Origin of the sequence: Paenibacillus sp. P2(2022), from assembly GCF_029522175.1 — a bacterium.
GTDB lineage: Bacteria > Bacillota > Bacilli > Paenibacillales > Paenibacillaceae > Paenibacillus > Paenibacillus polymyxa.
Map to the genome: position 1 here is coordinate 100518 of NZ_JAKWFI010000003.1, position 25674 is coordinate 126191.

Below are 25674 nucleotides of genomic sequence, written 5' to 3' on the forward strand. Positions count from 1 at the left end.
TATCATGCAGGCAATTTATACGAAAGGATCATTACACCCAGCCTAGCTGGCTCTTCCCCTTCAAAAATCTCTGAGGTATATAATTGGGAAGAGATGGAAAGTAGGAAGTTAATCCATGGCTTTTATTCAGCGTTACGCAACGAACCAGACCGGGGCTATTACCTTTATAGGGAATACACTCGGGCTGGCACGTTCTGCTTCGGTAGGGGTGCCGGGTACTGCGACCAGCATCGGCGCTTTCATCACAACCAATACAGCCTCACGCTTCGGCACGTATCCATTCGGCACGACTTCTGCTTTTGCCAGTAACTCATCGACAGCATTCCTCGTGCTCCCTGCGGGCAGTACAGTGCTGTATGCTGAGCTTATTTGGGGAGGAAGCTATGCCAACGGCAGTACCAATGTATTGTCCAGCGCCAGCAATCCGATCACATTTCAGACGCCTGCTTTATCTACTACAGTCAGCCCTGAATCTGCAACATCGGTCAACGTCACCAGTCTCAGTACCTATGTGAGAACCGCAAATGTAACAAATTTGGTCATTCAAGGCGGCGCAGGAGCATACACGGTCGGAAATGTAACGGGCACCATCACGGTCCCCGATTCTACCAACACCAACCACGCTGGATGGACACTGGCAGTGGTATACAATAACCCGTCTCTCCCCTTCCGTAACCTATCGCTGCGTGTAGGCGGTGAAGGAGTTAGCAGCGCTACTGGCTCGGTCAACGTGGTAGTGAGCGGGTTTGCCACGCCTGTACAGGGGACTTTGCGCGGCAGGGCGTTAATTAGCGCCCAAGAGGGTGACGTGGATATCACCGGGGATCGTGCGTTATTTGGACCTACCACATCCAGCTTAACTGCGCTGTCTGGGCCCAACAATTTTTCGACTAATTTTTTTGCGTCGCAAATTAACGGGGATGACGGCACATTGGTCACGACGGGGACCTTCGGTACCACTAATGCGGTGAATGGGACACCTGGCACGCAGGTTACGGGTGGACGGCAAGGCTGGGACATTACCAACGTCGATATCTCCTCCACGCTGCTAAACAGCCAAACCAGCGGTGTCCTTCAACTAACCACTAATGGCGATATTTATACCGTTAATGCCAATGCCATTCAAATTGATATCAATGCTCCGCTGGTGACCCTAACCAAAACTGCCAGCTCTACGGGGTTGGTTATTGGCGATACAGTTACTTACACGGTTAACATTTCAAATACGGGGCTTGTCAGCGCGTCTAACACAGTACTTACCGATATCATCCCAGCCGGAGCTACCTTTGTACCCGGCAGCGTTATTGTCGCGGGCACTGCCCAGCCCACAGCCAATCCTGCAACAGGTATTACAGTGGGCAGCGTAGCTCCTTCTTCCACGGTAACCATTACATTCCGAGCAACAGTCACCTCATTGCCAGCCAACACGCAACTGGGCAATCAAGCATCGGCAGCCTTTTCCTTTCAAACCGTGCCTGGCGGGCCTGTCATCTCTGGTAGCGTTCCGTCCAATACTGCGAGTACACCGATCTATCAACCCGTTATTGGGATTGTTAAAAGTGCCAATACATCGGCTGCTACAGTAGGAGACACCATTACGTACACGTTTCAAATATCCAACACGGGTAGCATTGCTGCGAATCTCAACTTTACAGAGAGCATCCCGGCGGGCTCATCCTTTGTTCCGGGCAGTGTGACCATTGGCGGTTCTTCCGTGCCTGCTGCCAATCCTGCTGCTGGCTTTTCAGTAGGAACGATTAATACGGGGTCTACTATACCGGTGACCTTCCAGACCCTCGTCAATGCTGTTCCTGCCTCTGGCAACTTGACAGATCAGGCGACTTACACATACACCTTTACGCCACCTGACGGACGTGTATTGAATGGAAACGGCACATCCAACACGCTCACCATTCCTGTATCCTCGCCGAATGTGACCGTGACCAAAGCCTCTTCCTTAGCGGCTGCTGCTGTTGGAGAAACCATTCAGTTTACGATAACCGCCACAAACAACGGCATTGCAAATGTGACCAATGTCGTGGTGACTGATCCGCTACCTAGCGGAGTTGCCTTCGTACCCGGCAGCGTCACTGTAAACGGAACACCAGCTACGACAGCTTCGCCTGTAAACGGGATTCCAATTGGCACTTTGGCTCCAGGCGCATCGGTAACAGTTGTTTTTCGAGCAGCCATTAATTCATTGCCTTCTCCCTCGCAAATCAACAATCGCGCAACTGTCAGCTTTACCTCCGGTGCCTTTACCGGATCATCGTTGTCCAATCTTGTAGCTATACCTGTCGTGATTGCAGCGCCAACGATTACTAAAAGCGCAAGCTCCAACCGTGCCAGCGTCGGTGGAACGATTACTTATTCATTTCTCATCGCCAACACCGGTACAGCCGTGTTAAATACGACCTTAACGGAAACTGTACCGGCAGGCTCCACCTTTATTCCAGGGAGCGTCATTGTTGGTGGATCTTCGGTTCCGGGGGCCAACCCCAATACCGGAATTCCAGTAGGCACAGTGAATCCTGGAGCACAAATTACAGTCTCGTTTCGCACCACAGTAGACTCTCTCCCACCCGGAGGTGGATTAAACGATCAGGGACAGCTCCAGTATTCCTATCAATTGCAAGACGGGAGAACCCTGTCGGGCACACTTCTTTCAAATATCGTTTCCGTATCCATATCGCTCCCCAACGTAGCAGTAACCAAGTCTGCCGGATTCACATCCGTTAGTGTAGGCGAAACGCTAACCTACAGTGTAAATGCCGTTAATAACGGAATTGATCCCATCACCAACGCCTTGATTACCGATCCGCTCCCTAGTAGTGTGTCATTTGTACCCGGGAGCGTAACCGTTGGCGGTTCACCTGTGAGCACGGCTGACCCCAGAAGCGGTATTCCTGTTGGCAACATCAGCGCAGGCGCATCTGTTCTAGTATCCTATGCCGTGCTGGTCAATGCCGTCCCGTCCGTACAGCCGCTGCAAAACACGGCCAGTGTCAGTTTTACCAGTGGCACCTTTACCGGAACCTCCCAGACGAATACGGTTGCTGTGCCCGTTTATCAGCCGCGTATCAGCATCGCCAAATCTGCAAGCACAACAGCAGCTACGATTGGCGACACGATTTTGTATACCTTGTCGGTCACAAATAGCGGCAACTATAATGCTTCTGTCACGCTGACTGATGCTATTCCTTCCGGGTCTACTTTTATAGAGAACAGCGTGGTAATCAATGGTGTTAGTCAGCCGGGAGCCAGTCCAGCAGCAGGTATTTTTATCGGAACCGTGTCACCGCAAAGCCCGATCACACTGACATTTCAAACTGTAGTGACCTCTCTTCCAACGCCATCAGTACTGACAGACCAGGCCAACGCCGCCATTTCCTTTACGCTGCCTGATGGGCGAGTGCGAACAGATAGCTCATCATCCAACGTGTTATCCATTCCTGTGTCTGCGCCAAATGTGTCCATTTCAAAGACCGCAGACCGTTCCACTGCCATTCCAGGCGATTCAGTGTTATACACGCTGACAGTACTCAACAACGGTATCCAGGCAGTGAACAATATGGTCGTTTCCGATCCGATCCCGCCTGGCTCCCAATTCACTGCGGGCAGCGTAACACTGAATGGCATCGCAGTGGCTAACGGAGATCCGGCATTAGGTATCCCGGTTGGGAGCATTGCCCCAGGAGGAGGAGCGACGATCACGTTCAGGGTCACGGTATCCTCTCCATTGCCGAGCCCACCGCAGCTCACCAATCAAGCGCGTGTCAGCTATACCAGCGGCGCTTTTTCAGGTGTTTCAGTATCTAATCCGGTGACAGTAGCCGTCAATGCTCCAGTGCTAACTGTAAGTAAAATTGCTGACCCCCTACAGGCAACGGTTGGCGATATCGTTACGTATTCTGTGGCAGTGACCAACAATGGAAACATTGCTGCTGCTGCCACATTAACAGACAATATCCCCACAGGCTCGGCACTGGTGCCGAACAGTGTGGTCGTTAACGGTACTCCTGCTCCGGGTGCCAGTCCCGCAACAGGTCTGTCTATTGGCTCCATTGCACCAGGAGCCACAACTCAAACAACTTTTCAGGTGGTGATTACTTCCGTGCCTTTACCTCCCCAACTCACCGACCAGGCGAATATCAGCTTTTCCTTTCAACCGCCCGATGGCCGGATTGTTAACGGCAATGTTTCGTCCAATATCGTCACAATTCCTGTTTCATCGCCCAATGTGCAGGTCAGTAAAAGCACCTCGGCAACTGATGCCGTTCCTGGTGATACGATAACCTATACTATTACAGCTACCAATAGTGGGATCGCAATCGTAACAGATGTCCGCGTGACTGATACCATTCCGACAGGGTCCTCTTTTGTTCCTGGCTCCGTTATCGTAAATGGAACAACGCTGCCGTCAGCCAGCCCCGTGACCGGGATTCCAATCGGTTCTATCGCTGCTGGGGCGTCAGCAACGGTCACCTTTTCCGTATCTGTTAGCAGTCTACCTGATCCACCCCAACTGAGTGACCAGGCAACGGTTTCTTTTACCAGTGGCACACTGAATTTCACATCACTCTCCAACACCGTTGTCGTTCCCGTTTACCAACCTATTATCAACCTCGTTAAAACTGCTAATATGAGTCAAGCAACCGTAGGCGATACCGTAGTCTATACACTGACCGCCCAAAATACAGGTAATTTAGCAGCAACAGCTACCTTTACCGATGCCATTCCATCAGGTTCCTCCTTTATACCCAACAGCGTCACTGTAAATGGTTTACCTGTTGCCGGGGCTAACCCCCAAACGGGTGTGGTGGTTGGAAATATTGCAGCAGGAGCCTCTGTCGCTTTAACCTTTCAAGTGGCCATTAATGCTGTCCCTACAGGCTTGGGGCTGTTAAATCAAGGTTCAGCCACATTCACTTTCCAGCCTCCAGACGGTCGAACATTAAACGGAAGCGTCCAATCCAATCCGGTGTTTATTCCTGTATCCAATCCAGATGTGACCGTGACCAAAACAGTCAATCAGACGTCTGTAGCCTTTGGAGACATCATAACGTACACCATTACCGCAGCAAACAATGGCATCACACCTGTGACAGGAACGGTCTTTATCGACCCGATTGCCGACGGCACTACTTTTGTACCTAACTCCGTACAAGTCAACGGTGTCACTATACCGGGAGCCAACATTGCCACGGGCGTGTCCGTGGGCACTGTCCCTTCTGCCAGCTCGGCAACGGTCACCTTCCAGGCCACAGTAACTTCCTTGCCAGCATCAGGTTTGTCAACGGATCAGGCAACGGTCTCCTTTAATTCGGGGGCTTTCGCAGGCCAATCCGTCTCGAATCAAGTCAGCCTGCCTGTATTTCAGCCGATTTTGAATGTGACCAATACTCTGAGCGCAGATCGTGCAACCGTAGGGAATACGCTTGGTTTTGTCATCACTGTCACGAATACAGGCAATGCGTCCGCAGAGACAGTCGTGCTTGATCTGTTATCCAGCTCGCTTAGCCTGAATCAAAATAGCGTGTTGGTCAACGGTGCGCCTATTCCCGGGGCAGACCCGATTACAGGTATTAATATCGGCTCGGTTGCCCCAGGTGCGACGGTAACCGTCTCATTTAGCGCCGTGGTCATATCGGTACCACCTGGCTCCATACTAACCAACCAAGCCACTGTGAACTACACGTTCCAACTGCCGGATGGACGAACATTGACCGGCAGCGGTGCAGCCTTGCCCGTATCCATTCCGATCTCATCACCGAATGTTACAGTCACGAAGGCTGCTGATGTGGCAGGCGCTGTCGTAGGTGATTCGGTTCCCTACGTCATAACTGCGTTCAATAACGGACTCGATCCTGTTACTGGCGTAATCGTCACAGATACCATTCCTTTCGGAACCGCATTTGTACCGGGCAGCGTTACAATTAATGGCACTCCTGTTGCTACAGCCAACCCGCAAAACGGCATTCCCGTCGGGACGCTTGGAGCCGGTGGTGGAGCCACCATTCGTTTTTTGCTTAACGTACAGTCACTGCCGTCACCAGCGTCCATTACCAATGAAGCGACCGTCAGCTTTACTTCAGGTGCATTTAATGGATTTTCTGTGTCCAACCCTGTTACCATCCCTGTGTACCAACCTATCGTCACTGTATCAAAAAGTGCAGGAACGGGAAGAGCTACGGTTGGAGATACTGTGACCTACACATTCTCTGTTACTAACTCTGGGAACATTGGCGCCGATACCGTCCTTACTGATCCGATTCCAGCCGGGGCTGCCTTTATCCCTAATAGTGTAGTGATCAACGGCACGGCCGCACCTGGCTCAGATCCAACCATCGGGATTCCCTTAGGTATTATAGGCGCCGCTACGACCGTCGCACTGACCTTCCAGGCAGTTATTACCTCACTACCCGCGTCGGGTACACTGGTCAATCAGGCGACCGCTGCTTTCAGCTATCAGCCACCAGATGGCCGTGTCCTGACCGGAAGTGCAGTATCTCCGGCCGTGACCGTCTCCGTCTCTTCGCCGGATGTGGACGTTATCAAGACAGCCTCTGCCACAGTTGCCGTAGTCGGAGATACCATTACTTATACCGTGGTCGCTACGAATAACGGAATCAGCCCAGTCGTGAATGCCGTCGTATCTGATCCACTGCCGCCAGGCACCAGCTTTGTCCCCGGGAGTGTGACCGTGAATAGCACATCTGTGCCTGCTGCGTCACCAATCTCAGGTATCCCTGTAGGCACCATTGCAGTAGGTGGCTCAGCAGCCGTTACATTCCAGGTCTCCGTTGCCAGTCTGCCTCAGCCGCCGCAAATAACCAACCAAGCGACTGTCAGCTTTACTTCAGGCGCGTTGACCTCGTCTTCGCAATCAGATCCGGTGACCTTGCCCGTTTATCAGCCGATCATCGGCCTGACCAAAACCGCTAATACCATCAACACACAGATCGGATCGACATTGGTCTACACCTTGACGTTAACCAATACTGGAAATATCGCCGTTTTACCTGTTCTGTCGGATAACATTCCTGTAGGTTCTGAACTATTACCTAACAGCGTAGTCGTTAACGGCATCCTGGTGCCAGGAGCTTCGCCAGTTACAGGCATAACACTCGGATCACTGGCCCCTTCAGGCAGTATCACAGTAAGTTTCCAAACCATCGTCTCGTCTCTGCCAACTCCGCCTATACTGACCGACCAAGGGCAAGTGAACTTTACGTACTCACCACCGGATGGTAGAGTGCTGAGCGGTACTGTCACATCCAATACAGTTAATGTCGCTGTGTCTGCACCTAATATTCAGGTGACTAAAACATCCAGTCTGGCAGCCGCTGTAGTTGGAGATACGATCAGATATACACTGAGTATTACGAATAGCGGTGTGGATTCCGTCACAGATACCGTTGTAACCGATACAATCCCAGCAGGTACTTCATTCGTTCCGGGTAGTGTCCTTATCGATGGGGTACCTTTCCCTAACGCCTCGCCCATTGCTGGAATTGTTATTGGAAACGTCGCACCTGGAAATACATTTATCGTGAGTTTCCAAACTTCTGTCCAAAGCTTGCCGCAACCACCACTGCTCACGGATATTGCATCCGTCACATTTACCAGCGGAACGTTCACCGGCACTGCCTTTTCCGATCCACTCATCGTCCCTGTGTTCCAGCCGTTAATTACACTTACTAAAGCATCGAGCACTGTTAACGCCTCCGTCGGCGATACACTAACCTATACGATTACAGCTGTGAATAACGGTAATATTGCAGCTGCCCTTACGATCAGTGATAATATCCCTGCCGGATCATCATTCCTTGCCAACAGTGTCAGTATCGCTAGCAGTCCACAACCTGGTGTGTCCATCGAAACGGGCGTCCCGGTTGGATCTGTGCTGCCGGGCGGAACGGTATCCGTAACTTTCCAAACCGTTATCAATGCTCTGCCTAATCCACAGGTACTGGTCGATCAAGCATCAGGCTCATTCACTTTCCAACCGCCGGATGGCAGAACCGTATCAGGATCAGTTGTATCCAACACAGTTAGTATCTCTGTATCTTCGCCAGATGTGAGCATTGTCAAAGGAACAGCAGCTACAGACGCCATTGTCGGCGATATCATCACCTATACCTTGGCCGTTTCCAACAATGGAATCAGTACTGCCAATAATATAGTGGTTTCAGATATCATTGCGGCGGGAAGCTCCTTTGTGAATGGCAGTGTTACTATAAACGGAACCTCCTTCCCTGATGGAAATCCGGGATTCGGTATTGCCATCGGTACACTCACTCCTGGAGCCGTTACTACCGTTACATTCCAGGTTCGAGTTGATTTCTTGCCTACACCTGCACAATTAACCAATCAGGCATCAGTTAGCTTTACCAGCGGGGCATTTACCGGCAGCTCAACATCTAATGTGGTGACTATTCCAGTCTTCCAGCCGATCCTGACAGCAGTCAAAACAAGCAGTACCAACAATGCCACCATAGGGGACATCATCACCTACACCATTGTCGTATCCAACACCGGAAACATTGCTGCCTCAACTACGGTAAGTGACAATATTCCAGACGGCTCCGTATTTCTTCCAAACACAGTGACGATTAACGGCATCGCTGCTCCTGGTGCAAGTCCAGTTTCCGGCATCCCGACTCCAGCTATAGCACCAGGACAATCGGCAACCGTTACTTTCCAAGTGCTGGTATCCTCCATCCCTACAGCTGTACTACTGGTAGATCAGGCTGAGGTAGGCTATCGCTTTAATGCTCCAGATGGCCGAGAGGCTAGCGGATTCCATTTATCCAACATCGTTGAGGTTGCCGTGTCACCGCTAGATATCACCTTAAGTAAAAGCGTAAGCTCACCTTTCGCCACTACTGGCGATACCCTGACGTATGAACTCGTGATTCATAACGAGGATGCGGACACCGTGCAAAATGCCCGTTTGCTGGATACATTGCCAGAGGATATCGAGTTTATTACAGACTCAGTTCAGATTAACGGGTCTACCGTGGCTGGAATCGATCCTAGTGATGGCATACCGTTGCCTTCATTAGAAGCGAATACCAAGACCCTTATATCCTTTGAAGTCCGTATCGCAGCTACCGAACAGCCGGGACCGCGTACCAACCAGGCCCGCTTGTTGCTCACAAATGGTGAAGAATCGAGTGCCATTTTGTCCAATCCTGTGACGGTTGCTATACTCCAGCCTGTAGTGAACCTTACGAAATTAACCAATACAGAGATCGCACATCCGGGTCAAAGCGTCACCTATTCCATCATCGCGGAAAACACCGGAAATATTGGGGCCTTCGGCTTGTTGGCTGACTTATTGCCACCAGATCTCTCCTTTGTTCCCGGCTCTGTTTCGGTTAATAGAGTTGCTCAATATGGTGCCAGTCCAGAACAAGGTATTACGCTAGGCGCTATTGCACCAGGAGAAAAAACGACTACTGTCTTCTCCGCACTTGTCGTTCGTTTCCCTGAGTCGGGCTTACTAGAGAATCAAGCTTCGCTGACTTACTCCTACCAGCTGCCGGATGGGCGAAGCCTAGATCAGCAAACCACTTCGCCTTCCGTCTCGGTTAAAGTAGCCGCTGCCGATCAAGGAGCCTTGTCAGCTGTGCTGCACACGACGGTATCTACTGTCGCATTGGGTGATGCTGTGCCTTATCAGCTGACCCTTGTTAATGATGGAGGTTCCGTCGTTACCGACATCGTGTTAGCCGATTACGTACCAAGTGGCACCATCATAAATCCGGACAGCTTGAAAATTAACGGTTCTCCATCTGCCTCTAGCAAGCCGGGTGAACCACTCTTTATCGGCAGCTTACAGGCGGGACAGACAATTAACGTATCCTACACCGTAATTGTTCAATCTCTGCCGGTCGGAGGACGTCTAAATAATAATGTGCGACTTCAGTATGCTGATAGTGGCGGTGCGAGCGAGGTCACCAGCAATACCGTGACTGTAGCTGTTTTTGATCCGCAGCTTTCCGCAAACATCTCCACAGAAAATAAGGAGGCCCTAGCAGGAGAAACCCTGACCTACACGGTACTGCTCCATAACTTTGGCAACATTACTTCAGAAGTTATTCTGCAGAATTTTATTCCTGCCGGAACCCTATACATTCCTGGCAGCATCCAGCTGGACGGTCAATCGTTGGCAGAAGCCGATCCTGCTGTCGGAGTTAGTCTAGGTTCTGTGGAACCTGGTCAGTCATTGACCCTGACTTATCAGGTAACCGTATCCGAGGCACCACCATCTGGCTACATCGTAAATCAAGCTGCCTTTACCTACTCATTTACATTGCCTGGAGGAAGAATCGTACCAGGCACATTGACTACAAATACCGTGACGATCCCAGTGGTATTCCCACTGCTTGAATTAGTGAAACAGGTGAACACCCATGACGCTTCTGTAGGAGACACTCTGACCTTCACCATTCAGATTACAAATAAGGGGGGAATCTCGGCGCAGTATCCATTGTTCACGGACCCATTGCCGCATGGACTTGTTTATGTGCCCAACAGCCTGACTATCCAAGAAAAAGCACAGCCAGGCGCAAATCCTGGCACTGGTATTACGCTCCCGGATATTGCACCAGGAGAGACGCTCACCCTTACGCTCCAGGCACAAATCCGTGAAGCACCTGCAGATGGTACATTTAGCAACCAGGCCACCATCGAATATACCTCGCGTCGTAGTGGTGGAGAGACCCTGCAGGAAACCGCTCAAACCAACACTGTAGGCGTGGCCGTCATTGCAGCCATTCCTAAACTTACACTTAGCTCCAGCGCTCTGCGTGTCGGGCAAGAAGATACCCTGTCCTTCACCGTCCAGGTGGAAAACATCGGCAACACTCCGCTAGAGGAGCTATTGCTCACAGCACCATTCTCAGCCGAAGATTTCCTTGTACTGAGAACCGTCACCGTGAACTCTGTGCCAATTCCGCATCCTAATCTGCTCCAAGGTATCCCGTTAGGCCAGCTTGATCCTGACCATAAAGCCGTCATCGTCTTCTCCTTCGATATCGAATCTGCACTCCGCGCGTACTTGATCGCCCAGGCCATCCTGCGCTATCAATTCCGTTATCCAGACGGACGCGTAGAGAAACAATCTGCCTCCTCCAATACCATTTTTGTGGAGATGGCTGACTTTGACGGTTCTCTAGAGTAAAGGTTCTGTTATGTTGAGCCCCTTACCACCGTGTAAGGGGCTCTTTTATGTATTTAGAAAACATAAAAAAGCCCTGGAATATATTCCAGGGCAGTTGCTAGCGCGTTATCCATTGCTAACCATCTTACCAATTATGTAGGTCGGCTATGCCGGGGATGATTATAATTTGGTTACGTTAGCGGCTTGTGGTCCACGTGCGCCTTCGACGATGTCGAACTCCACGTCTTGTCCTTCTTCAAGTGTTTTGAAGCCTTCTGTTTGAATTGCGGAAAAATGTACAAATACGTCGCCGCCGTCAGCCGTTTCGATGAAACCATAACCTTTTTCTGCGTTAAACCATTTTACTTTACCTTGCATGCACTAACATTCCCTTCGTCATCAAATGAAGTGAAGCTCTCGCCCACATTTTTGACTATACCACCCAAAGTTATCCATTGTCAATTGGAATTGATAATGTTTTCATACATAGTTATTCCAATTTTATATTGACAAAGCCATCTATTCCTATAGATTGGAATGGTATAGTAGGCAAAAGAGTTTATTATACGAGTATAATAAACTCTTTATAAGTGTTTGAAACTACTAAAATAAATTTTATTTAATTTTGTTACGAAGTAAATTATAGTAAACTATCGTTGGCTGGGCTCGATTTGTATCCAATTCATATACAAGCCCTAATCTTCTTAATAACCCTGTTTGGATAATCAATGACCATATATAAGCGGTATCGAAGTAAAATGGTTTAAAATAATTGCTATGAATAATGTACTATTTCTATCTATAAACTTATTAATCCTTTTTTATAGTCTCTTTGAAAACAATTTGAATTGTAAAAAACTTCCATAGAAACTTCAATATAGTTGCAACTGCTCTTCTCGCCTAATTTATAATGAAATTAGAGCATGAAAAAACACAAGAAAATCATTTGTAAAATGTCCTTCTTGCGAGTCTCAGCTCTCCTTTATGGAGACTTTGTTATTTTTCACATCTAATTAGTAACTTATTAATTCAAATTTGCAACTACAATTATTAGTTTTATTCTGTTGTTATTCATAGAAATCACGTCTCTAAAAGCAAATTAGTATATATTCGAAGTCCACTCATTATAAATTTATAGTTTTTGACGTTCTTTATTCTTATTAATTATAGTGGTCTATTATGTTTACACGCTATCTAGATTATTGATTGAAAGATTTTTTTATTAATTCAACAACAAACTCATGATTTTGCTGAGTCATATTTGTATCAGACGGGAGACAAATTCCGTTTAAAAACAACTTTTGGCTGATATCCCTTCCCACTTCATGTGTAAAATAGTCTGCTTCTTTGAACAATGGCTGTAGGTGCAATGGTTTCCATACCGGGCGAGACTCAACATTAAATTTTTCTAAATAACGAACTAGTTCCTGAGCCTCCAATCCTACTTTCATGGAATCAATCAACATAGCAGTTAACCATCGTGTGGATTTACCAAAATCCTTTTCAGGCATAAAGGTTACGCCATCTAATTCTGATAGCATTTTATGATAGAATCCAAAAATATTTCTTTTTTGTGAAATTCTATCTTCTAGAACTTTTAATTGCCCTCTTCCGATTCCTGCAAGTATATTGCTTAAACGGTAATTAAATCCTATTGCGCTATGTTGATAGTAAATCGCCTTGTCTCTTGCTTGAGTTGCATAATGTCTCGCTCTGTTTAAAGCCTCTAAATCATCTGAAACCAGCATGCCCCCGCCTGAAGTAGTAATGATTTTATTTCCATTAAATGAAAGAATGCCCAATTTACCAAGTGTTCCACTCATTTGCTTACCGTAAGTAGCTCCCAGCGACTCTGCAGCATCTTCTACAATTGGCACTTCGTAATTATCACATATCTCTCTCAACCGATCGTAATCTGCACTCTGTCCGTACAAATTTACTATAACTACAGCTTTAGGCTTCTTTCCCTTATCTGCATATGTCTTGAATGCTCTTTCAAGCGCCTCAGGGGACATGTTCCAGCTGTCTGGTTCCGAATCAATAAAGACAGGAACTGCACCTTGATATAAGATTGGATTGGCGCTGGCAACAAAGGTAAGTGAAGAACAAAAAACAATATCATCCCTCTCCACACCAAGCAATATCAAAGATAAGTGAATTGCTGCTGTCCCAGAACTTAGGGCAACTGCACCTCCACATCCCAAGTAACTTGCCATCTCCGTTTCAAATGCGTCTACATTTTTACCCAGTGGAGCAATCCAGTTGGTTTCAAAAGCCTCTGCGATATATTGTTGTTCTAATCCGCCCATGTGCGGGGAAGATAAATAAATTCTGTCTCTGTTGGACATTTCGTTTCATCCCTTATCGTTATCAGTTTTGATTACTTTGGCCGGACAACCCACAGCTGTAACTTTTTCTGGCAAATCGCGGATGACACAAGAAGCAGCACCAACGATGGTATTACACCCTACACGAACACCAGGTATAAGACTTGCACCTATTCCGATATGAGCACAGCACCCGATTTGAACTCCACCTGCCATATGTACACCTGGGGAAATATGTGCGAAGTCTTCTATTCTACAATCGTGATCTACAGTAGCCGCCGTATTAACAATGACATGCTCGCCGACATATGCGTCAGCGTTAATCACTGAATTTGGCATGATTACCGAACCTTCGCCAATAAATGAGCTAGGTGAGACTACAGCGCTTGGGTGAATAGCAGTTCCAAATTTGGCTCCGGCGACTTTGAATTGGCTTGCCATCTTCAATCTGGTTGTATTATCTCCGATTGCCACAATAAGCAGCGCCTCGGGATACAGAGATACTAGTTGATCAATTTGATTACGGCCCCCCAAGACTGGAAATCCGTTCCACGTTTCTTCTTTGCAATGATCGTCTAGAACTCCAATGATTTCTTCACCATTAGACCGTAAAATATCCACGATGACCTTGGCATGTCCTCCTGCTCCAAAAACAATATAGCTCAAGGTCGCTCCCCCCTTAATAGGTAATAGTCTTTTGGATAAGCCGCTCTGACTTGGAGGTTCGTTTCAATATATCCACGATGCGAGAGCTTGTGTTATCTCTACCATAAATATTGTCAGCTGCTTTAACAATTTGTTGGAAAGGTTCAGACTTTACATATTCCAAGGCAGATATCAGTTCAGCCTCGTCGGCCGCGATGTCTATGGTATTCTCAGAACGCTCTCTACCTGTCTGACGAGTTCCAATATTTATGACTGGGACATGAAAAGAAGCAGCCTCAATGATCCCTGAGGAAGAATTCCCAATTAACATTTTTGCATTTTTTAACATTGTTAGATAATCTAATTGCTCAAAACTGGTTACCAAATGCATTCCTTCTCTCGCAGCAAAACGATGATATACACCAACGATCGTATCAGCGCCAGCATCCGAATTGGGCATTACACAAATAACCTCATTCTCACTAGCCAAAAGAACTTCTAACATGTTACCAAGAATGAGCATATCCGCTTCTTCTGTGGTGACAGGATGATAGGCAAACATAACAAAGTCGTTATCTATATTCAGATCGTACTTCCGTTTCGTCCTTTCTAGCTCAGGCAGGGGTGTATTCATCATCGTTTCAATTCTCGGAGCACCGACTACATGAATTCTCCACGGTTCTTCGCCAAGCCTAATTAGGCGCTCTCTGCTTCCGTTTGTAGCCACAAAGTGAATATGAGCAAGCTTACTGACTGCATGCCGAACAGACTCATCTATCGTGCCGGATACTTCACCACCATGCAAATGAACAAGCGGAATGTTCATATGAGAGGATACAATCGCAGCAGCAAGCATTTCTCCCCGATCTCCTAGTACAACGACGAAATCTGGCTCCAAAGCTTCTATGGCTTGCGTCATGCCCATAATTGCTATTCCAATAGAACGAGACATATTAGCGTGAGTAGATCCTTGTAGCAGGCAATCTACCTTAGCAGAAACACGAAACCCGTCCTTTTGGATAGCGTCTAATGTATAACCATGCTGGGGAGATAAATGCATTCCTGTGGCCAACAGGTGGAGCTCCAGTGTATGCTCTTCCTCAATAGCCCGTAAAATCGGATAATATATCCCATAATCTGCTCGCGTTCCGGTAATCACTAATACTTTTTTCATTGTACGTCATCCCATGACAACAAATAATCTACATGTACGTCTTTCAGAAGCTGCTTGCCAACCAAATTAGCATAATATTTCGGCTCTATTCCCGTGCCTGGGCGCTTGATGACTAGATCCTCCTGAGTTATCAACTGGCCTGCTTTTTTCGATGTTGCCATTACAACACTTTTTCTTGCAACGGCTCTAGTGCTTTCCTCAGAGGGCATACACCTTTTAACACCATCCCCTAGAGCTTGCCCCACATTCCGAATCGCATCCACCATCTTTGAAAAGTCAGCAGGTTCTAATGAAGCCTTATGGTCAGGACCGGGAAGGGTTCGATCCAGCGTAAAATGCTTTTCAATAATCCTGGCTCCTAACGCTGAAGCCGCTATAGCGATCTCAATCCCCGCCGTATGATCCGAATATCCTGTGACTTTATCAAATGCTGTGGATATTGTCTTCATAGCCAGCAAGTTTACATCCTCCAAAGGGGCCGGATAATCGGAAGTACAATGCAGCAATAGCACCTCGCTTTTTTGGAATACTTGTAGGGACTCTCCAATTTCGTCCAGATTGGACATCCCAGTGGAAAGAATAATCGGACGGCCATAGCTATCGAGCTTCTGAAGGAAGGGAATGTTGTTCATATCCCCTGATCCAACCTTGAATGCATCAATTTGAATTGAATCGAGAAACTCTGCGCTTTCTTCATCAAAGGGTGTGGACAGGAAATCGATCCCTTTATCCTCACAGTACTTTTTCAATAGCACAAAATCATCAAAGCTCAATTCAAGCTGTTTTAACATGTCCAGTTGGCTCTCAGTAGAATTGGTATTTTCTGTCTGATATTCAGCCTTCTGAGCGTACTTGGTTACCAGCTTTTCACTTTTAAAAGTCTGAAATTTCACCGCATCGGCACCACATAAAATCGCTTGATCGATACATTCAAATGCAAGCTCCAATGAACCGTTATGATTGACTCCTACCTCTGCAATAATATAAATGGAGTGGCTCCCCTTATTGGGTAAGAAATTCTGCATGTTATTTACTTCCTCCTTACTGCGAGGCTTACTTGTTATTGGATTCTCTCCAAAAAAACTCCGCCATTTTCAAATCAAACTCGTCATCTATATCAACAGATCGCTCTCTAGGCATAATATATCCACAATTATGCGGTCCAACCAGAGTGTCACTGTTCATCAACAAATCTCTTTTCACAATATAGATGGCTCCATTTAGAGCATACAGTTCTTTCAAATCTTGCCTTCTCAAGTGCTCCCTTTCATCTTTCAGGTAGGCTGTGAGCTTACCGTTATCCATTTCCCGAAGTAAATAGGGCTGCTCTCCTGACAAATTGACACTTTGTAATGAATCCGCCTGATTATTTAAAAAAAGAGTATACGCCTCTTTAATATCCAGGGCATTTCGTAATGGAGATGTAGGTTGAAGCAGCATAATAACATCAAAATATTGATTTTTGGTCTGTTCATAAAATTCAACAGCATGCTTCAATACATCAATGCTTTTGGCCACATCGGTAGCAAGCTCCGCAGGCCTTATAAATGGAACAGCGGCCCCAGCTTGACTTGATACACGAGCAATATCCTCACTATCCGTTGTGACAACAACTTCATCTACGCAACCACTGTTCAACGCAGCCTCAATACTATATTGAATAAGCGGCTTTTCATGTAATAATCTAATGTTTTTACCAGGTAAACCTTTTGAGCCACTGCGCGCAGGAATAACCGCCAAACAATTGGGATTGCCCATCACACAGCACCCATGGTAAAGCCCAAACCATTCTGTTCAATCAGCTCCCGAATAGCTTTCGGAAAAATCTGCGGTGCAGTCATCGAAGAATATTCTTGACGAGTCGCCTTTTGAAAACCAGCGTATTCCTGTTCCGCTGTGTGAAACAACGAAGGAATGATATACATTTGTCCATTCTCCAGCGCTCTTTCAGATTCCTCAAGCGTCATGAGTTCCTCATACAGCTTCTCACCCGGTCTGATTCCAGTCTCAATAATTTCTCCACGATAGGGTTGACCAACCGCCTCTTCATATGAATCAACCAAGCATTGGGCTAAATCCGTAATTTTGAGAATCGGCATTTTCAGCACAAAAACTTCTCCGCCTTGTGAATAATGCGCCGCATCTATGACCAATTGAGCGGCTTGAGGAATAGACATCATAAAACGAGTCATCTCTGCATGTGTAACCGTCACGGACATCCCTTTGGCAATCTGATCACGAAATAATGGTATAACAGAGCCTCTAGATCCCATAACATTTCCAAAGCGGACACAAGAAAAAATGGTGCGTTTGCTCCCTTTGTACAAATTGGCTGCTGAAATCAAACGTTCCGATAGCAGCTTCGTAGCACCCATGGTATTCGTTGGATTCACCACTTTATCTGTGCTGATGGCTACTACTTTTTCTACATTATGCTCAATAGCCGTCTCAATTAAATTCTGTACACCAATAACATTCGTTTTTACTGCTTCCATAGGGTTATACTCGCATGCAGGCACATGTTTGAGAGCAGCAGCATGAAAAATATAATCCACATCCTCCATAGCATAACTCAGTCTTTGCTTGTCCCTGATATCACCGATCAGAAAGCGGACATTTGTGAATTCTTTTAATTCTTGTTGCAGATCAAACTGCTTGCTCTCATCCCTGCTAAAAATCCGTAAGGCTTTAGGGTTATACGATAAAATATTGCGTACAATTTCACTGCCAATTGAGCCTGTGCCGCCCGTAACCAGTACAATCTTGTTGGTAAACATATTAACCTCCGATTTGTCATCTATGCTTGTTTTACAAGCAGGCCATCTACTCGTTTGCTCGCTTCAGCTACCATCTCCAGCAGATCAGGTGTATTTTGCTCCAAATCTACAAGGAGTGTACCAAGATACTCATAAATATATCCTGCCTTACGCGGCAATTGCTCTTCTGTTACAATGGTGGGCAGCATCCGGTCAAAACGTGCCAGTTCCAATGGAATCAAGGATTCATACAATGGGGCGAACCATTCCCTGTTAGCAATCTCTCCCCAACGCTCTTCGATCTCGACCATCATGTTTTGGCATTTAAGAGGTTTTGTTCTGCTAAGTTGCTGGATATTACTCATTAACTTGCGCAGTACCCTAATTTCTGTTTGTACCTTTAACAAGTCTTCCTGCACAAAGCTAAGTCTGTCCTGCACAGGATTAATTTCTTCAGGATTTAAAGTAGTAGGATGATCCACCATCCATTGTTTTATTGCGTTTGGTTCCAACTTCGCATGACAAACTTCTTCATATATTTCCTCCATCGGCTGGAATGGCGCTCCTTCAATCACGGCTCCATGGCGAGTGGAATTAATGAAAGTAATCTGCTCAAAATTCTGAATAAGACCTTCTATAGTCTCCTTCATGAACATAAAGCTGGAGTCCGTTGCATTATACCCGCCCTGTACATTTTCCACAGTTTGTGTTGCCTTATCCAGCATAGTTTTGGTTATATCTGCTGAAAAGTGTTCAACTCCGTCGCTGTACACTTTTTGATTCGGATAAGATAAGTCCTGACCAGCAAAAATAATTTTTTCTGCTCCCAGATGGATGGCTACCTGTAACGCTGTACCTGCTACCGAAGGCGTAGGTACCATCAATAATTGATTCTTATGTTTCTGTAAAAAATATTGTGATATTTCATCATTCTTAAGAACTGCATGGATTTTATTATTCTCTTTGCGCTCCGAAATTCCATAATAAGAGGAAGATGTAAAAAAGAGCGTTGATTTCAAAGTATCCGGATTAGAAAAAATTCTATCATTTACCTCATGACCGTCCATGATAACGGATAAATGAGGATTAATCCCATGCCTGATTAACGCTTGCACACTGGAACCCGCCGCAATGATCAGACTATGCCGAGACAGCTTTTTAATCCATTCGATGTCTTCTGTAAGCGAGGGACCTGACGATACGACCACAGCCGACGAACCCTTAAAGGATTGAAACATCCGCTCAATAGATGGAGTACTGAACGTTTCAGATAGATGATACAAATAATTTCGAGTCCATTCTTTTCTAAATCGATTCTCTGTATATTTATTCGTATTAAAGTCTGATTTATACTCTATAAACTCTTCTCTAACATCCCGCAAAATATCAATATCTTTTTCCAAATACCTGCGAAGCGCAACAAAGGCCAGCTTCTCCTGCATATAACTGCACAGCAGATAAAAAAGCAGCTTCAATTGGCTTTCACCTACTGAAATCCAATATAAGTTGGGATGGTTAAGCAAAAAACTAATATCATAAGCACTCATTACCTGTTTAAAGGCTTCTTCATCCGGTTCATATATAAACAACCACCGATCCGGGAAGCGTTCCAGCAGATCCGCGATACTTAACCCTTGACCAAAACCGTATACAAACAGGATTTTGGAATCTTCCATCAATTCAGCAACAGCCTGAAGCCAAATTTCATCCCTCTCCAATTGCTCATAAACTGGTGCTTCTTCCTTTTGCTCTGCGATATGCGTAACACTACCCAGCATCTCTAATACATGAGGGAAACGCTGTTGTATAACTTCCAAGTTAGCATGTTTCATATATAACCACCAATCCGAAAACTTTATATCTATTATTATCGGCCTTTCTTTATCAATAATAAAGGTAAAATAAAAAAGGTACCGATATACGTTCGGCACCTTCATAATCTTTCTATTTACGATTGTCAAAAAAGAGACTATTTGCAGCATAGGACTGTTGATAAGCATGTTGCTGAGCCCGAATCATGCCGCGTTTTTGCAGCCATTCTGCCGCCTCTTGCTTGATCTCCATCATTCTAGCCAGAATTGCCTGTTCTTCCTGCAGAATCCCCCTGATCTGTTCTTTAATCTCGTTCGTGGCTGCAGCCCCATAAGGCTTCATCGCTTGTACAAGCTCTTCTCTTTTAGTTGAAAAGGCCAACAAACCATCTTCATCCAAGGTAGAGAGATCCTCTAACGTTCGCCTGCAGAGAAGCTTTAGTTCATCAACAAAGGATTGTAAATGTTCTATCTCATTCATACGCCAAAACCTGCTCCTACAGATTTACTTGCTTCCACCCAGGCTTCCCTTAGTTCCTTTAGATGAAGCATTACTTCTTCTGCAGACGCAGCTTCTTTATGAATGTTGGCCTGAATCAGACAATGCAGCATATATTCGTAGATTTTTACCAAATCGTTTGCCAGGGGGTAATCGAAGTTTAAGGCTGAGATAAGCTCATGCACAATCGCTTGGGCCTTGCACAAGTTTACATTCGTTTTCTCATAGTCTCTCTGTTCAATACCCTCAATTCCTGCCTGTACAAAACGGATGGCTCCATCATACAGCATAATCAACAGCTTGGGTTTGGACGCTGTTTGCGCCTGGGTCTGCTGATATTTCTGATACGGAGAGTTAATCAAATTGCCATCCTCCTCACTTTTAGCTGAATAAACTGTTAGAAGTAGTATTATACTTGCTTATAGCAGTTTCCATTGCTGAAAACTTCTTGTAATAATTCGTTTCTTTCTGGTCCAAACGATCTTGGAAGTCATCAATTTTAATATCCAATAACCTTAAAGTTTCGCCCATAATACTATCTTTATTAAAAGCCGCTGTTAAATCCGTGCTTACCTTAGAAGTACCAGCCGTTTTTGCCAGGCTGTCCAAAGTCTTATTGGAAATCTTACGCAAACGCGAAAAAATACCATCGGATGCAGTCACTTCATTATTTAAATAAGAGGAGGAATAGTTTTTGCCCAAAAAGTTATTTACGATATCCGGATTATCTTCAATGGCCGCTTTCAGCTTGTCCTTGTCTAGGATCAGCTTCCCCCGAGTCTCATAGGTTCCTGTTGTGATCCCTAGATTTGCCATGCTTAATTCACTTGTTTGTGTACCGTTCGGCAGTGTAATTGGGCTATCCAAATGGACAGTCTGAATCATTGCTGTGCGCATATCACTAATTGCGGATGTCAGCATACTATCACGCTTCAGCATACCACTTTTAGCTTTCGTTTCCCAAAGTTTAACTTCATCGTCACTCATATCTTTCTTCTGATCACTAGTTAACGGTGCGTACTTGGAATACTTTTCTTCGTTAACCTTGCCATTCATAAAAGAGAGAAGCTCGTTGTATGAATCAACAAAGCTCTGTACGGTGTCAACGATTTTATCCACGTCTTTGCTTACTTCAATGTGGGTGGATTCGCCTTTGCTAGTACTGTTCAGCGTAATTTCTACACCATTCATCAAAAAATTATTGGAAGACTTCGTCACATCAAGACCATTAATATTTACACTGGCATCCGAACCTCCTGAAAGCTGAGAGGCCAGTTTAAAGCCTGTTGTGAATACATCTCCTTCCAATGCAATATTGTTTCCATTCGTTCCCGTAGCCTTGCTTGTAATGGACATTTTACCTGTGGCTGAATCAAATACAGCTGTTACACCCGCCTGGGAAGTAGAGTTAATTTTATTTACAAAGGATTCAACTGTTTCCGTAGCTGCATCAATTGAAATGGAGACCCCATTAACCTTTACTGCTACAGTTCCCGTACCAGAAACTCCAGAACCGTCAATATCGGACAAAAGAACCTTACTCCAATCGGTTTCTGTACCTGTTTGAGTCGGAACTGCAGATGACTTAGTAGTAGCGGCTGTCGCCAGTTTATTTACCGTAATATCCATAATACCGCCAGCCGAGCTCCCTGCTTTGGCAGAGACTGCTGTTGTATTGCCGCTTACAGTAGCTTTTTGTGCATTCAATGCATCCAACTTACTAAAGGTGTCATTGATTTTAGTCTGGGCAAACGTAACTAACTTAACGCTTGTCTCACGGTAACCCTCACGTTTCCACTCCATCAATTGCTTGTTTTGATTCATTTTATTCAAAGGCTGGCTATCAGCCTGAATCATTTTCTTTACCAGGGAATCAATATCCATCCCTGATGCCATACCTGTTATCCTTGTAACTGCCATTATAGCATCCTCCTCTACTTATATCTTTTTATCTACAATTAAACCTGCCAATTCCATCATTTTTGCGGCTACGTCAAGCATTTTCTCCGGTGGAACTTCGCGAATCAGCTCCCCAGTCTCCTTATTCATAACCTTAATCATAACTGCGTGAGTTTCCTTGTGGACAGAGAATTCAAGAGCCTTCTGCGGACCCTGAATTGCATCAATTGCTTTTTTCAGCTCTTCAAATATCTTATCTTTATCTTCTCTGACCGGACGACCAACTTGTTGTTCAGATGAATGAGCTATTGCTGCAATACTCTCAGTTCCACCACTTACCTCAGATCTCGAGATAGCAGAAGTTGATGGTATTAAACCCTTCACTGCTGGTGCTGAAGATTTAATTGGATCCATGGAGTCCTCCGTTACACATTAGAGTATGTTAACTATCTTCCCAACCTCTAGTAAACTGGTATGTAATCTATATCGGCGTTTAGCGTACGATCTTTTATGGCTTGGACAAATAAAAGAAAAAAGGTCTTGCCATGAAGACAAGACCTTGCAAAATACAAGTATAAAAATTAACGAAGCAAGGAAAGAACACCTTGTGGTGCGGAGTTTGCTTGCGACAGCATAGATTGGGAAGCTTGCAGCAAGATGTTGTTTTTGGACAGAGCAACCATTTCTTTAGCCATGTCTGTATCACGAATACGGGATTCGGAAGCAGTCAGGTTTTCAACAGTTGTTCCCAAGTTGTTGGAAGTGTATTCCAGACGGTTTTGAACAGCACCCAATTTCGCACGTTGTGTAGCTACTTTTTCAATTGCAGTAGTTGCACTTGCAAGGGTAGCACCTGAAGTCATCCCTTTAAATCCGGCTGTACTAATACCGGAGATAGTGATTTGGAATTTGTCATCATCAGCTTGAATCTTAACATTGGAAGTAATCTTAATACCATTGAATTTAGTATTGGATACGATTGCGTCGATTTGAGCACCCAATTGTCCCAATTCCATTTTGATATTGGATTTATCGCTAGTTTGGTAAGTTCCGTTCTCTTGTTGAACCAGCAGTTCTTTCATACGAGTCAGCATGGAGGATACTTCGTTCATAGCACCTTCAGCTGTTTGAGCGAAAGAGATACCGTCTTGAACGTTACGTTGTGCTTGTTCCAAACCACGGATTTGACCGCGCATTTTTTCGGAGATGGACAAACCAGCAGCGTCGTCAGCAGCACGGTTGATGCGCAGACCAGAAGACAATTTTTCCATGTTTTTGCTTGCAGCAGTGTTGTTCAAAGTCATGTTGCGGTGTGTATTCATTGCAGCGATATTGTGATTGATAATCATTGTAAATTTCCTCCCTGAAATGGTTTAATGCCCACATCCTTGTGGTATAAGCGTCTTCACAGGTCGGCCGCCCTGAAGAATTACCGCTCTTGTATATATATCGACTCTACTTTGCAAATAGTTTATAGCTGTTTTTTATTTTCTATAAAAAAATTCGTTCAAGATGTAGTTATATTTTTTTAAAAGAATATAATCTTTAAGAGAAGTACGATATAGAAACATAAAAGCTGGCGATTATAATTCGCCAGCTTTTATACGTATTTTTATTTGTGATGATCTAAATCAAGTACAATCTTCTGAAAAGATTCCATATCCAGAACCGCTTTTTGATTATTTTGCTGAATAGCATCAAAGATTTCTTTCCGGTAAATATCAATATCCTTAGGAGCAGAGATCCCCAATCTAACATTATCCCCTTCCACCGACAATACTGTAATGACAATATTATTATCGATCACAATTGACTCGCCTTTTTTGCGTGAAAGCACCAACATCAGGATTCACCATCCTTACCTGTAACTTGCCCCTCATTCCATAATGTATGTCTCGTTGTATACTCCGTATTTTGCAAAACAACCTGTTTTCCTGTGCATTTGTCTGTATTTAAAATAATAGGTGCCAATAAGTTCACAGTAATTTTTGTCCGGTCACTATGCCAAGTTACAATACACCGGACGGAAACCTGCTCATGACTCGTAACACCAATTTCCTCCAATACACTATCCGTTAACTCAAACTCATAATCTTGGTTAAAGTCAAACGGATTGACCGTTACAAATGCAATAGACGGCTCATCTACAGCTGTCAGCAGGCTGAAATACTTATTATGTTCCTGCAGGGAAAATTTATGAAAATCCTCAAATCCGGGGATTCCCTTTGCGAATGTAAAATACTCTATTGACGCTTCTTGTACGAGATTATCTTGATTTTGTTTTGGGGCCATCTTTTTAATCCTCCTTCAATGCTAACAAAAAAGCTACGGACTTTCTGTCCATAGCTTAGAATCAATCTGTCAAATAAGCAAGTTGATAACTTATATTGAATCTCACGGATGCACTCTCTATTAGAAGTGAACCAAAAAATCCAAATACACTTCTAGCGCATAAAATCCACTAACGATGGCTGCATAATGGAAGCAGAGGACTTCAATGCTGCCTGATAAATCGTCTGAGCCGAGGTAGCCTTAATCATTAGACTAGCAATATCCGCATCTTCTGTTTTGGACTGCAATGTAGTTAAATTTAAATTTCGATCCGTCAAGCGCGCTTGAACCAGTTCAACCCGATTGGTACGTGCACCAACTTCAGAAAGACTGGCTTGCATCTTGTTCGTACGCGATTCAATACTCGTTAGTTGCGCCGAAACAGCGTTATGATCACCACTAGTAAGTGCGGCAGTCAGATTATCCATCACTTTAAACACATTATCTGAATCTGTTGAAGCACCAAAAAATTCACTACCAGACGTATTCACTTGAAACGGGTCTTGATCCCCAATGGAGTACTGGATAGCATCAGTATCAGGATCGATCTGGGAATAATCAGTCACTGTGCCGGACAGTACATATGGCTGCTTATCGTAATTCTGCCCATTGAAAATATATTTGCCCCGAACTTGACTGTTTCCGATATTAGTCATTTGTCCCTTCAATTGGTCGACTTCCAGCTTAATCGAATTGAGTCCAGCCTCATCCACAGTACCACTCGAGGCCTGCACGGTTAGCTCTTTAAGCCGCTTCATTACTTCCTGGGCCTGCTGCATAGTGGAATCAGTAAAATCTAACCAACTTACAGCAGCATCGGCATTGGTTTGAAATTGTTCATTGGAAGCCAATTCTGCACGGTAACGCAGGGCATAGGTCACACCTACAGGATCATCAGAAGGCTTATTAAGCTTGCGTCCAGTCGATATCTGGTTTTCCATCTTATCCATATTACTATAATTGCGGTTTAGGTTGCTGAGTGTCTGCATCGACGTCATCCCTGAGGTCACTCGAATAGGCATGCTTTACCTCCTTCAAAATATACAAAAACTATCCCTTTGA

The 25674-nt window shown here is 45.2% G+C and carries 17 protein-coding genes; 1 reads left to right on the forward strand and 16 read right to left on the reverse strand.

The annotated features are described in order from the left end of the window. Positions 1–115: 115 nt before the first annotated feature. A complete protein-coding gene (locus MMB75_RS12245) occupies positions 116–11191 on the forward strand; it encodes a beta strand repeat-containing protein (protein WP_277507894.1) in 11076 nt (3691 codons plus the stop codon). Positions 11192–11350: 159 nt separating this feature from the next. Here MMB75_RS12245 and MMB75_RS12250 read toward each other — a convergent pair whose 3' ends face one another. From MMB75_RS12250 to flgL, 16 genes are all read right to left on the reverse strand, one after another. Further along, a complete protein-coding gene (locus MMB75_RS12250) occupies positions 11351–11548 on the reverse strand; it encodes a cold shock domain-containing protein (protein WP_013373372.1) in 198 nt (65 codons plus the stop codon). 821 nt (positions 11549–12369) lie between these two features. Beyond that, the gene (locus MMB75_RS12255; RefSeq protein WP_045244628.1) at positions 12370–13518 is read right to left on the reverse strand and encodes a DegT/DnrJ/EryC1/StrS family aminotransferase; all 1149 of its coding nucleotides are present in this window, start codon (positions 13516–13518) and stop codon (positions 12370–12372) included. Between the two features lie 6 nt (positions 13519–13524). Next, entirely contained in the window at positions 13525–14163 is a 639-nt protein-coding gene (locus tag MMB75_RS12260) for an acetyltransferase (RefSeq protein ID WP_045244629.1), read from the reverse strand. 13 nt (positions 14164–14176) lie between these two features. Then, positions 14177–15316 carry a UDP-N-acetylglucosamine 2-epimerase gene (gene neuC, locus MMB75_RS12265; protein WP_045244630.1) on the reverse strand — a complete coding sequence of 380 codons (1140 nt, stop codon included), beginning with the start codon at positions 15314–15316 and terminating at the stop codon, positions 14177–14179. Continuing rightward, positions 15313–16341, reverse strand: a complete 1029-nt coding sequence (neuB, locus tag MMB75_RS12270) for an N-acetylneuraminate synthase (protein WP_045244631.1) — start codon at positions 16339–16341, stop codon at positions 15313–15315. Before neuB ends, neuC begins: the two co-directional genes overlap by 4 nt. Positions 16342–16369: 28 nt before the next feature. Next, positions 16370–17074: an acylneuraminate cytidylyltransferase family protein gene (locus MMB75_RS12275; RefSeq protein ID WP_045244632.1), complete on the reverse strand. Its 705-nt coding sequence runs from the start codon at positions 17072–17074 to the stop codon at positions 16370–16372. Further along, entirely contained in the window at positions 17074–18093 is a 1020-nt protein-coding gene (locus MMB75_RS12280; RefSeq protein WP_277507895.1) for a UDP-N-acetylglucosamine 4,6-dehydratase family protein, read from the reverse strand. The genes MMB75_RS12275 and MMB75_RS12280 overlap by 1 nt, the downstream gene beginning before the upstream one ends. Positions 18094–18113: 20 nt before the next feature. Continuing rightward, on the reverse strand, positions 18114–19904 hold the full coding sequence (locus tag MMB75_RS12285; RefSeq protein WP_045244634.1) for a motility associated factor glycosyltransferase family protein: 1791 nt from the start codon (positions 19902–19904) through the stop codon (positions 18114–18116). A gap of 112 nt (positions 19905–20016) precedes the next feature. Continuing rightward, complete coding sequence (locus tag MMB75_RS12290; protein WP_045244635.1) at positions 20017–20364, reverse strand: hypothetical protein; 348 nt, start codon at positions 20362–20364, stop codon at positions 20017–20019. Continuing rightward, positions 20361–20744, reverse strand: coding sequence for a flagellar export chaperone FliS (fliS, locus tag MMB75_RS12295; protein ID WP_045244636.1), 384 nt, complete (start codon positions 20742–20744; stop codon positions 20361–20363). The genes MMB75_RS12290 and fliS overlap by 4 nt, the downstream gene beginning before the upstream one ends. 19 nt (positions 20745–20763) lie before the next feature. Further along, positions 20764–22302: a flagellar filament capping protein FliD gene (fliD, locus tag MMB75_RS12300; protein WP_045244637.1), complete on the reverse strand. Its 1539-nt coding sequence runs from the start codon at positions 22300–22302 to the stop codon at positions 20764–20766. Between the two features lie 18 nt (positions 22303–22320). Beyond that, positions 22321–22695 carry a flagellar protein FlaG gene (locus MMB75_RS12305; protein WP_080942687.1) on the reverse strand — a complete coding sequence of 125 codons (375 nt, stop codon included), beginning with the start codon at positions 22693–22695 and terminating at the stop codon, positions 22321–22323. 167 nt (positions 22696–22862) lie between these two features. Next, positions 22863–23630, reverse strand: a complete 768-nt coding sequence (locus MMB75_RS12310; RefSeq protein ID WP_045244638.1) for a flagellin N-terminal helical domain-containing protein — start codon at positions 23628–23630, stop codon at positions 22863–22865. Positions 23631–23893: 263 nt separating this feature from the next. Then, the gene (csrA, locus tag MMB75_RS12315; RefSeq protein WP_045244639.1) at positions 23894–24124 is read right to left on the reverse strand and encodes a carbon storage regulator CsrA; all 231 of its coding nucleotides are present in this window, start codon (positions 24122–24124) and stop codon (positions 23894–23896) included. Beyond that, entirely contained in the window at positions 24124–24573 is a 450-nt protein-coding gene (locus MMB75_RS12320; protein ID WP_045244640.1) for a flagellar assembly protein FliW, read from the reverse strand. The genes csrA and MMB75_RS12320 overlap by 1 nt, the downstream gene beginning before the upstream one ends. A 152-nt stretch (positions 24574–24725) precedes the next feature. Beyond that, positions 24726–25634, reverse strand: coding sequence for a flagellar hook-associated protein FlgL (flgL, locus tag MMB75_RS12325; protein ID WP_045244641.1), 909 nt, complete (start codon positions 25632–25634; stop codon positions 24726–24728). Between the last annotated feature and the right edge of the window lie 40 nt (positions 25635–25674).